At 70.0% G+C, this 10,674-nt stretch carries 10 protein-coding genes; 8 read left to right on the top strand and 2 right to left on the bottom strand.

Annotation, left to right across the window (positions count from 1 at the left end):
- Window positions 1-129: 129 nt before the first annotated feature.
- Both L978_RS13475 and L978_RS13470 read right to left on the bottom strand, forming a co-directional pair.
- Window positions 130-1,143, bottom strand: coding sequence for a Gfo/Idh/MocA family protein (locus tag L978_RS13475; RefSeq protein ID WP_047523753.1), 1,014 nt, complete (start codon window positions 1,141-1,143; stop codon window positions 130-132).
- A complete protein-coding gene (locus L978_RS13470; protein ID WP_047523752.1) occupies window positions 1,140-2,324 on the bottom strand; it encodes an ROK family transcriptional regulator in 1,185 nt (394 codons plus the stop codon). The genes L978_RS13475 and L978_RS13470 overlap by 4 nt, the downstream gene beginning before the upstream one ends.
- Before the next feature lie 189 nt (window positions 2,325-2,513).
- Here L978_RS13470 and L978_RS13465 point away from each other — a divergent pair, with 189 nt between their 5' ends.
- The 8 genes from L978_RS13465 (at window position 2,514) to L978_RS13430 (ending at window position 10,631) form a co-directional block, all read left to right on the top strand.
- Entirely contained in the window at window positions 2,514-3,755 is a 1,242-nt protein-coding gene (locus L978_RS13465; RefSeq protein WP_047523750.1) for an ABC transporter substrate-binding protein, read from the top strand.
- Between the two features lie 76 nt (window positions 3,756-3,831).
- Window positions 3,832-4,737, top strand: coding sequence for a carbohydrate ABC transporter permease (locus tag L978_RS13460; RefSeq protein ID WP_047523748.1), 906 nt, complete (start codon window positions 3,832-3,834; stop codon window positions 4,735-4,737).
- Complete coding sequence (locus L978_RS13455) at window positions 4,734-5,639, top strand: carbohydrate ABC transporter permease (protein ID WP_047523747.1); 906 nt, start codon at window positions 4,734-4,736, stop codon at window positions 5,637-5,639. The genes L978_RS13460 and L978_RS13455 overlap by 4 nt, the downstream gene beginning before the upstream one ends.
- Window positions 5,640-5,658: 19 nt before the next feature.
- On the top strand, window positions 5,659-6,693 hold the full coding sequence (locus L978_RS13450; protein WP_047523745.1) for an NAD-dependent epimerase/dehydratase family protein: 1,035 nt from the start codon (window positions 5,659-5,661) through the stop codon (window positions 6,691-6,693).
- Window positions 6,693-7,754 (top strand): dihydrodipicolinate synthase family protein, encoded by a 1,062-nt coding sequence (locus L978_RS13445; RefSeq protein ID WP_052193742.1) that lies wholly within the window; start codon window positions 6,693-6,695, stop codon window positions 7,752-7,754. Before L978_RS13450 ends, L978_RS13445 begins: the two co-directional genes overlap by 1 nt.
- Window positions 7,751-8,764, top strand: coding sequence for a hydroxyacid dehydrogenase (locus L978_RS13440; protein WP_047523743.1), 1,014 nt, complete (start codon window positions 7,751-7,753; stop codon window positions 8,762-8,764). The genes L978_RS13445 and L978_RS13440 overlap by 4 nt, the downstream gene beginning before the upstream one ends.
- Window positions 8,761-9,717 carry a Gfo/Idh/MocA family oxidoreductase gene (locus L978_RS13435; protein WP_047523742.1) on the top strand — a complete coding sequence of 319 codons (957 nt, stop codon included), beginning with the start codon at window positions 8,761-8,763 and terminating at the stop codon, window positions 9,715-9,717. The genes L978_RS13440 and L978_RS13435 overlap by 4 nt, the downstream gene beginning before the upstream one ends.
- Window positions 9,714-10,631, top strand: a complete 918-nt coding sequence (locus L978_RS13430; RefSeq protein ID WP_047523740.1) for a GNAT family N-acetyltransferase — start codon at window positions 9,714-9,716, stop codon at window positions 10,629-10,631. The genes L978_RS13435 and L978_RS13430 overlap by 4 nt, the downstream gene beginning before the upstream one ends.
- Window positions 10,632-10,674: the final 43 nt, after the last annotated feature.

Genomic DNA, 10,674 nt, shown 5'->3' with positions numbered 1-10,674 from the left:
CAGCCGCGGCGCCGTCGGGATCGGCGGCGACCAGCTCGACGCCCGGCATCGCTTTCAGAGCGTGCACGTAGCTGAGCGAATGCGTGTGCGCGAACGAGAGCACGGCGATCCGCAGCGGGACAGGAGTGTTCATCGGGCGGCCTCCTCGGCGTCGGCGGCGGAGCGTTCGGGCAGGGTGATCGGGGCTCCTCCTGCGATCGAGGCGTACGCGGCCTCGGCCACGGCCACGGCCTCGATGCCGTCGGCGGGGCTGACCCTCGCGCCACGGCCCTCGCGCACAGCGGCGACGAAGTCGGCGATCTCGGCGTAGTACGGACTCTCCTGCGGAGACATCGGCGGCAGATAGTCGGTGTCACCCTCGGGGAGCACGGCGTCGGTGCGCAGCGCGTTGTCCTCGGCGCTGTCGTAGCGCAGGCGTCCCTCGGAGCCTGCGACCTCGACGCTCGTGCGGAAGGGCATGCCCGGCGCGACCCAACTGCCGTGGATGTGGCTGATCACGCCGTTGCGGTGCGTCAGCACAACATGCGAGGTCACGGGGGCGGGCACGCGGTCATCGACCGTCGGCGGGTTCTGCACCGCATAGACGGTCGCGACGGGACCGGCGAACCAGACCGCCTGGTCGATGTCGTGGATCATCAGGTCGCGGATCACGCCGCCACCGGCGCTCTCCGAGAAGAACCACGGGGTCTGCGGGGCGGAGCCGGCGCGGCTGAACCGCTGCACGGCGAGCGTGCCGATGCGACCGGCGTCGATGCCCGCCTTGATCTGGGCGTACTCGCCCATGTACCGCACGACGTGGGCAGGGAAGAGCCGCACGCCGGCCTCTTCTGCGGCGCGGGCGATGGTTGCAGCGGCCTCGGCGGTCGCCGCGAGCGGCTTCTCGCAGATCACGTCGAGCCCGCGCGCGATGGCCCGCTGCGCGAAGTCGGCGTGGGTGCTGCTCGGGGTCACGATGTCGACGATGTCGACCAGACCGATGAGCGTGTCGACATCGGGGACCAGCTCGAATCCGTACTCCTCGGCGATCGCCTCGGCTCCCACGAGAGACGTGACGTACCCCTGGGCGCCGAGCGCCCGCCAGGCGTCGGCGTGCACGCGGGAGATGCCCCCGGCTCCGATGAGTCCGACCTTCAACGTGCTCACTGCTTCTCCTCGGTGTTCTCGACGGTGGTGTCGTCGGTGCCGGCCGCCTCGATCGGCAGCGGGGTGATCGGCGGGGCCGGCATGTCCTCGATGCCGTAGATCTCGGCGGCGTGGCGCTGGAACGCGTGCACGACCGCTCCGTGCGCGGCGGCCTCGGCGCCCAGTCGCGCTTCGGCGATCGGCACCTGGAACGGCAGGCCGAGGTGGCCGGGCAGGGCGGCCCGAAGCGGGTCGAGCAGCTGCTCGTGCGCTGCGGACAGTCCGCCGCCGATCACGATCATGGCCGGGTCGACCGTCATGGTCAGGGTGGCGATCCCGTGGGCGAGTTCGTCGATGAAGCCGTCGAGCTCCTGCTGGGCGGCCTCATCGCCCCCGCGTGCTTTCGCGAACACCTCGGCTGCGGTCGGCGCCGTGCGCCACGAGATCTGACCCGTCTCGGTGTTCAGCCCCCGGAAGGCGAGCCGGCCGATGTCGCCGGCGGCGTTGTGGATGCCGCGCCGCGGGCGTCCGCCAAGGATCAGTCCCATCGCGATGCGGTTGCCGACCGAGAGGTAGATCACGTCGTCGACCAGCTGCGCGACACCGAGGTGGTGCTCCGCGACAGCGGCGAGGCGCACGCCGTTGTCGACGGCGACCGGACAGCCGAAGGCCTGCCGCAGCTGGGAGCCGATGTCGATGCCCGACCATTCGGGGATGACGACGGAGGTGGTCACGCGCCCCGCATCGTCGACGATGCCGGGGAGCGAGACGCCGACCGCGCGCACCTTCGAGGCGGGGATGGAGACGGCGGAGAGGGTGCGGCGCACATCGTCGATCACGGCGGCGAGCTTGGAGGCGCCGTCGGGCTGCGCGGCCAAACCGGAGTAGCTGCGCTGCGCGATCACGAGTCCGGACAGGTCGGCGAGCACCACGCGCACGCTCGCGACCCCGATGTCGACCCCCACCACGGTGCCAGCGGCGCCGTGGAAGGAGTAGCGGCGGGCGGGGCGTCCGGCGCCGCCGCCGTTCTGGGCGGGGGCGTCGACGATCAGCCCGGACTCGGCCAGGACGGTCACGGCGTTCTCGACCGAGGTACGCGAGATCTCGAGTGAACGAGACAGGTCGTTCACGGTCGCGGGCCCGACATCGCGCAGCTGCAGAGCGGATCGCGCAACGATCGAGAGCGGACTGGTCACGGCCATGTGCGGTCCTTCCTTCTTCTCCGTCGTCGGGTGCGATCAAATTAGCACACCCAATTCTCAGATCAAGCTTTGATGTTCTCGAACGGGAAACACGGCTGAAACACGGGTCTGAGAACTTGTACTTGACGAATTATCCCATTGCAGTGTCATAATGAACCGTACTCAGCACGGTATAAGCAAAGGAGCACCATGCGCGTCAGCAAGATCACCAGCGTCGTCGCGGGATTCGCGGCCGCCACCCTGTTGGCCGGATGTTCGGCCGGCGGAGGCAACACCGCAGAGGGTGAGCAGGACATCACGGTCTGGCTCTACCCGGTCATCGCCGACGAGGCGGTGCACAAGGACTTCTGGGACTCGACGATCGCCGACTTCGAGAAGCAGAACGAGAACATCAACGTGAAGTACGAGATCTTCCCGTGGGCGAACCGCGACGAGGCTCTCCAGACCGCGATCGCGGCCGGCAAGGGCCCCGACGTCGTCTACCTCATCCCCGACCAGCTCGCGGCGTACCAGAAGTCGATCGCCCCGCTCAACGACCTGTTGAGCACCGAGCGCCAGGATGATCTGCTGCCGAACGTGAAGAAGTCGGTCACGCTCGACGGAGACATCCTCGGGGCTCCGATCCTCACCAGCGCCCAGCCCCTCATCTGCAACGCCGCTGCGTTCGAGGCCGCGGGCGTCACCGAGTACCCCGAGACCTGGGATGACGTCACCGCGATGGCCCCCGCCTTCACGGAGAAGGGCATGTACGCCCTGAACTACCCGGCATCCGCGGAGAACACCCTCAACCTCACGTACTACCCGCTGCTGTGGCAGGCCGGTGGCGAGGTCTACACGAAGGACGGCGACGTCGGGTTCGACAGCAAGGAGGGCGTGCAGGCGCTCACCTTCCTCACCGACCTGGCCGAGGCGGGCGCTCTCGACCCCGAGGCGCTCACCACCAACGTCCCGCTCGAGCAGACCGCCGTCGCCCAGGGCAAGGTCGCGTGCACGTGGAACAACGCGGTCAACGAGGTCGTGCCCTTCTGGGGCGAGGAGAACGTCAAGGTGATGGCGCCGCTGACCGAGAAGGAGTCCGTGGCCTACGGCACGGTCGGATCGCTCTCGGTGCTCAAGGGCTCCAAGGCGCAGGACGCTGCGGCGAAGTTCGTCGAGTACGCCACCGGCGCCGACGTGGTCGAGCCGTACCTCAAGGCGGCCGGCTACTTCTCGGCGCTCAGCACCACCGCCCCGCTGTACGCGGACGACCCGCTGCTCGGCGAGGTCGAGAAGTACGTCCCCGACACCACGGTGGGCGAGCTCAACGCCTCGTCCCGCGCGCTCATGGGCGTGCTCGCGCCGGAGATCCAGGCAGCCCTCCTCGGGGACAAGACCCCGGAGGCTGCGCTGAAGGATGCCGCGACAGCCGCGGCACCGCTGATCAAGAAGTAACACGATCGGGGGCATGCGGAGCCCGAACTCCGCATGCCCCCGCACCCCTTCACTCCCCCCACGTGAGGTATCACTGATGACGACGGCAACCACGGCGAAGAGGCCCGCAGGGCGGGTCACCCGGGTGCTCGCACGACGAGAGGCGCGGATCGCGTTCCTGTTCGTGCTCCCCGCCTTCCTCCTGTTCATCGCCTTCCGCTTCGGCCCGAGCATCGCCGGCGTGGCCCTGAGCTTCTTCGACTACGACATCACGGGTGAGATCTCGTGGCGTGGTCTCGACCACTTCCAGCGCATGATCGCCGATCCGCTGTTCTGGCGGGCGATGGGCACCACCCTCATCTACACGGTGTGCGCCGTGCCGATCGCGCTCGTGCTGTCCACCGTGATGGCACTGGGTGTGCGCCGGGCCTTCCGGGGCGCGCGCTTCTTCCGCTCGATCTTCTTCCTCCCCGTCATCACCTCTCTCGTGCTGGCCGGGTCGATCTTCGTCTGGATCTTCTCCGCGAACGGTCCGTGGTCGGCGCTGATGGCACCGCTGGGGCTCGGCGGATCCTGGCTCGGCAGCACCGTGCTCGTGATCCCCGCGATCGTCGTCGTCGGTGTCTGGTCGCGCTTCGGCTACGGGATGATGATCCTCATCGCCGCGCTGCAGGACGTTCCCCGCGAGCTCGAGGAGGCGGCGCTGGTCGACGGCGCCAACGCCTGGCAGCGCTTCCGGTACATCATCCTCCCGGTGCTGCGTCCGACCTTCTTCTTCCTCGCGGTGATCGAGACGACCGCCGCCTTCCAGGTGTTCGACGTCATCTACGTGATGACCCAGGGCGGGCCGGCGAACGCCAGCTACTCGCTCGTGTACATGCTCTACGACCAGGGCTTCCGCTACTTCGACTACGGCTACGCGGCCGCGATCGGTGTGGCCCTGTTCATCATGACCCTCGTCGTCGCGCTCATCCAGCGCCTGGTGATCGGAAAGCAGAAATGACCGCTCTGTTGCAGCCTCCGACCCAGGCGCCGGCGACGCCGCCGAAGATGTCGACGAAGCAGCGTCGCGCCTACCGGGCGCTCCAGCCCACCGGGTGGGGGATCGTCGGCCGGTGGATCTGGCTGAGCCTGGCCGGCATCCTCAGCTTCTTCCCGTTCTACGCGATGGTCGTGCTGAGCCTGAAGCCCGGCATGGTCGTCGAGCTCCCGGGTTCCCTGCTGCCCTTCCAGGACATCTCGTTCGAGGCCTACGAGCAGGTGCTCGCGGGACAGAACATCCTCGGCTGGCTCGGCAACACGCTCATCTACTCCCTCGTCTCGGTCGTCGCCGTGCTGTTCCTCTCGGCACTTGCCGGGTATGCCTTCGCGAAGAAGCGCTTCCGCGGCAAGGAGGTGATGTTCTGGTCGTTCCTGGCGATGGTCATGGTGCCGTTCCACGTCACCCTCATCCCGACGTTCATCCTCATGGCCAACCTCGGGGGCGTCGACACGTACTGGGGTCTGATCCTGCCGTCGCTCGCGAACGCGCAGGCCGTGTTCCTGATGCGGCAGTTCATCCAGGGACTGCCGGATGAGCTGTTCGAGGCCGCCCGCATCGACGGCGCGGGGGAGTTCCGCATCTTCCTGCGGATCGTGCTCCCGCTGTGCAAGCCGATCCTGGCGACGCTGGGCATCTTCGTCTTCCTGTGGCACTGGAACGACTTCCTGTGGCCGCTCATCATCGCGAAGTCCAACGCGATGTTCACACTCACCGTCGGCATCTCGTCGCTGCAGCAGCAGAACGTCCCGCTGAGCACCATGCTCGCCGGATCCGTCGTGGCGCTGCTGCCCATCTTCCTCGCGTACCTCATCGCTCAGCGGTACGTGCAGGAGGGCGTGGCCGGTACGGGCATCAAGGGCTGAGAAGAAGGGAAAGCACCACATGACTCAGCACCAGTTCACTTCCGAGGCGGAGCTCGAGGAGGCACTCGCCACTCCGAGCGCCGGCCTGATCGACGACCTCGCACGGGGTGCGGGCGACCTCGTGATCCTCGGCGCCGGGGGCAAGATGGGCCCGACGCTGGCCATGCTCGCGCGCCGCGGGATGGATGCCGCCGGGCGCCAGGGCGACGCGGTCTACGCCGTCTCCCGCTTCGGTGACGCGGCGATCCGCGAGCGTCTGGAGACCGCGGGGGTGAAGGTCGTCCCGTTCGACCTGATCGAGAACGACGACTTCGCATCGCTGCCGGACGCCCCCAACGTGGTGTTCATGGTCGGGGCGAAGTTCGGAGCCGCGACCAACGCCTCGTGGGCGTGGGAGGTCAACGCCGCCCTGCCCGATCGGGTAGCCCGCCGCTACCGCGACAGTGCCATCTCGGTGCTCTCGACGGGCAACGTCTACCCGTTCCTGCCTGCGTCCTCCGGCGGAGCATCAGAAGAGGTGCAGCCCGCACCGATCGGCGAGTACGCGCAGTCGTGCCTCGGGCGCGAGCGGGTCTTCGAGTTCGGCGCCCAGGAGCGTGGCACGAAGGTCGCGATCATCCGCCTCAACTACGCCGTCGACCTGCGCTACGGGGTGCTCGCCGACATCGGCAGCGCCGTGCATGCGGGCCAGCCCGTGTCGGTCGCGACGGCCAACGTCAACGTGATCTGGCAGGGGTATGCGAACGAGGTCGTGCTGCGCAGCCTCGTGCACGCCTCGACCGCCCCGTTCGCGATCAACCTCACCGGCCCCGAGCTGCTGAGCGTGGAGTCGATCGCCCGTCGATTCGGCACCCTGTTCGACCGCGAGGTCACGATCGTCGACGAGCCCCAGCCCACCGCGCTGCTCAGCGATGCCCGGCGCTGCATGGCCCTGTTCGGCTACCCGGCCGTCTCGGCCGAGACACTGATCGGGCTGCAGGCGGACTGGATCGAGAAGGGCCTACCGATGATCGCCAAGCCGACCAAGTGGGCCGTGCGGGACGGGAAGTTCTGATGGCGGTTCCCACCCTGCGACCGGAGGCTGCGGCGACCCTCGCCCGCGGTGCCGTGATCCCGGCGCATCCGCTCGCCCTCACCGCCGATCGGCGCATCGACGAACGCCGCCAGCGCGCCCTCACCCGCTACTACCTCGACGCCGGTGCCGGGGGCATCGCCGTGGGAGTGCACACCACCCAGTTCGAGATCCGCGATCCGGAGCACGCCCTGTTCGAGCCCGTGCTCGCGCTCGCCGCGGAAGAGCTCGACGCGCGGGCGAGCGCCGACGTCGTACGCATCGCCGGTGTCGCCGGTGGCACGGCTCAGGCGGTCGCCGAGGCCGAGCTCGCCCGTGGCCTGGGCTACGACGCCGTGCTGGTGAGCCCTCGCGTGGCCGGCGCCGACGAGCGCGCCCTGCTGGAGCGCGCCAGGGCCGTGGGCGACGTGCTGCCGGTGGTCGGCTTCTACCTGCAGACCGCGATCGGCGGCCCCGTGCTCGACCGCGACTTCTGGCGCGAGTTCGCCTCGATCCCGGCCGTGGTCGCGGTCAAGGCCGCCCCCTTCGACCGCTACCGCACGCTCGAGCTGGTGCGCGGCGTCGCGGCCTCGGGCCGCGCCGACGAGATCGCGCTCTACACCGGGAACGACGATGCGATCGTGGCCGACCTGCTCTCCGAATTCCACGTGGATTCGCCCTCGGGTGCGCGCACGCTGCGCTTCGTCGGCGGGCTGCTCGGCCAGTGGGCGGTCGGCACACGCGCCGCCGTCGCTCTCCTCGAACGCGCGCAGCGGGCGATGGCCGGCGATGCGCAGGCCTACCGCGAGCTCGGTCTCGTCGCCTCCGACATGGTCGACGTCAACCAGGCCGTGTTCGATCCCGGCAACGACTTCGACGGCGTGATCGCCGGCGTGCACGAGATGCTGCGTCAGCAGGGTCTGCTCGACGGCGTCTGGTGCCTCGACCCCGCGGAGGGTCTCTCGCCGGGACAGGCCGAGGAGATCGCGCGGGTGCGTCACGCCTACCCCGACCTGAACGACGACGCCTTCATCGCCGAGAACCTCGAGGCCTGGTTGAGATGAGCGCGCAGAGGAGTGTGCCGACCGTGGTCGCGGTCGTCTCGGAAGAGCTCTTCACGGAGTTCTTCTCCGACGAGGATGCGGAGCGCCTGCGTGCGGTCGCGGCTCGTCTCGGGGGCACCTTCCTGCGTGTCGACCGCCTCGCGGACGCGGAGCTCGCCGAGGCGCGCATCGTCATCACGAGCTGGGGCGTCGGCCCGTTCGACGCCGCGGTGCTGGCATCGCTGCCCGCGCTCGCACTGATCGCGCACACCGGTGCGACGATCAAGCCCTTCGCGACCGACGAGCTGTTCGACCGCGGCATCCTGGTCACCCAGGCCGGTGCGGGGATGGCGCGGCCGGTGGCCGAGGTGTCGCTGACGTTCACGCTCGCGCTGCTGCACCGGGTGCCCGAGATGCACAACGCCCTGCGCTCCGGCGACGGCTGGTACGACGCGGATGCCGTGGGCGTGCAGCGCGAGATCCTCGGTACACCCATCGCCGTGATCGGCGCCTCCCGCACCGGGCGGTCCTACCTCGAACTGATCCGTGCGCTCGGGGCCGAAGCTCTGCTGGTCGACCCGACGATCGATGCCGACGCGGCGGCGGCTCTCGGAGCCGAGCTCGTGCCGCTCGACGAGGCGCTGCGGCGCGCGCAGATCGTCGCCGTGCATGCTCCCACGCTGCCCGAGACCCACCATCTCATCGGTCGCCGCGAGCTCGCCCTGATGCGCGACGGCGCGGGGCTCGTGAACACCGCGCGCTCGTGGCTGGTCGACGAGGCCGCGCTGATCGAGGAGCTGCAGCGCGGCAGGCTCAACGCCGCGATCGATGTGTTCGACGAGGAGCCGTTCGCCGCGGACAGTCCGTTCCGGACGCTGCGCGGCGCGCTGGTGACCCCGCATCGGGCGGCCGGCACGAGTCAGGGGCGACGGCGTCAGGGACGGATCGTCGCCGACGAGGTCGAGGCCTTCGCCGCGGGACACCCGCTCGCACACACCGTCTCCCGCGACCAGCTGTCGTCGATGGCATGACCGGGACGCCGCTGCGCGTGGCCTTCGCCGGGCTCGCGCACTCTCATCCGCACACCGACGCCGCGAACGTCCGAGCGCTCGGCGCCGAGGTCGTCGGGGTGCACGATGCGGATGCGGCAGCGGCGAGCGCGTTCGCGGCACGCTTCGGCGGGGTCACGGCGGCCTCGGTCGGCGAGCTCGCGGCGCTCCGACCCGACCTCGTCATCGCGACACCGCGTCCGCACGAGGTCGGACCCTTCCTGCAGGCGCTCGGCAGCGGAGCCGCTCCGGTCTTCGTGAACAAGGTGATGGCGGCGACGGCTGCGCAGCTCGTCGAGGTCGACCGCGCGCTCGTGGCATCCTCCGTCCCCGTCGGCACGAGCTCAGTCCTCCGCTTCGCGCCTGCGCTCAGAGGTCTCGCCGAGGAGGTCGCGGCTCACGACGTGCTCGCGCTCCGTGTGCACGCCCAGCACGACAATGCAGCCTTCCAGCTGCCGGAGCGCGCATGGCAGGACGACCCACAGCGCGGCGGAGGTACAGCGGTGACGGTGGGGGTGCACGCCTGGGAGATGCTCGACGTGCTGCTGCCGGGTGCTGCTCTCGTCTCGGGATCGGGCTGGACGCGCTCGCGCCACGGATCGGCCACGGCGTCCGAGGATGCCGCCGGCGTCGAGGGCATGGTGCGAATGCCCGGTGCGGAGCGCGAGGTGCCGGTGCAGGTGCTGATCACCGGCGCGCCCGGTGTGGACGCCTACGGGGTGGATGTGGTGACGACCACCGGCATCCGCTCGGTCGCGCTCGATGTCGGTGCGGAGGGAGGTGCGGACGCGAACGACGAGCTCGGGTTCCGCGGCCTGATCCGCGCGCTGCTCGATGCGGCGCCCGCGGGGGCGACCGTGGCGCCCTGGCACGAGGCGCGGAGCGTCGTGGCGAACAGCATCCGTGCCGCCGAGATCGCGCGGGGCGACGCATGAGCGACCAGCGCATCCGGGCCGCGCGCGTCGAGGACGAGCCCGCGCTCACCGCGCTGTGGGCGACCGCGTTCGCCCCTGCGCTCACGCCTGACCAGTGGCTCATCGACGATGAACGGTTCGCCCACACGATCGTGGCCGAAGACGATGAGGGCCTGTGCGGGTCGATCTACGGTCTGCCCAAGCGGCTGCGCGAATCCGACGGCGGCATCGCCGAGGTGCAGGCGATCGGCAGCGTCGCGGTCGCCGAGCGCTCCAGGGGACAGGGCCTCGCCCGCAGGCTCGTCACCGCGACGTTGCAGGCCGGGCGCGACGCCGACTGGGCGCTGCTGTTCACCGGCACCCCCGAGGTGTATCACTCGAGCGGGTTCGAGACCTTCTCCATGCCGCGCACCCTGGTCGGGCCGTGGAGCCCTCCCGTGTCGGCCGAGACCGAGGGGCTGGTCGTGCGCGAGACCGTGGGGCTCGGGAGCCTCCGCCCACTGCGGGAGGTCTACGGGCGTTCGCGCGCAGGTCGAGTGGTCCTGGCCCCGGTGCGCGGCGACCGCGACCGGGCGATGGCCGAGGTGCGTATGAGGGGCGCGACCCTGTACCTCCGGGTCGACGGATCGGCGCTCGTCGGCTATGCGATCGCCGAGCGCCGCGGCGACGTCGGCATGCTCCTGGAGAGTGCCGTGCTTCCGGAGGCCGGCGCTGCGCGCGATGATCTGCTCTCCGCCATCGGCGCGGACTGGGCATCCGCCGGGGTGACGTCGTGCGATCTCGCCGTCCCCGCTCTCGAGGATGAGGATCGCGCACTCCGCGCCTTCGCCCCCGCGGCCGTGCGGCAGGACGACCGCACCGGGATGATCCGTCCGCTGCGGCGTGAGGCGCGGCTGCGCGGCATCCGCCACTTCACGGCGGGCGACTACTTCTGAGCGACCCGCTCGGAGAAAGCACTGGGGACTGGGGATCGATCGG

This window comes from Microbacterium sp. ZOR0019 (genome assembly GCF_000800925.1).
In the GTDB taxonomy this organism is placed as follows: domain Bacteria; phylum Actinomycetota; class Actinomycetes; order Actinomycetales; family Microbacteriaceae; genus Microbacterium; species Microbacterium aurugineum.
The sequence above is the reverse complement of the archived record's forward strand: the minus strand, read 5'-3'. Positions and strand labels throughout refer to the sequence as shown.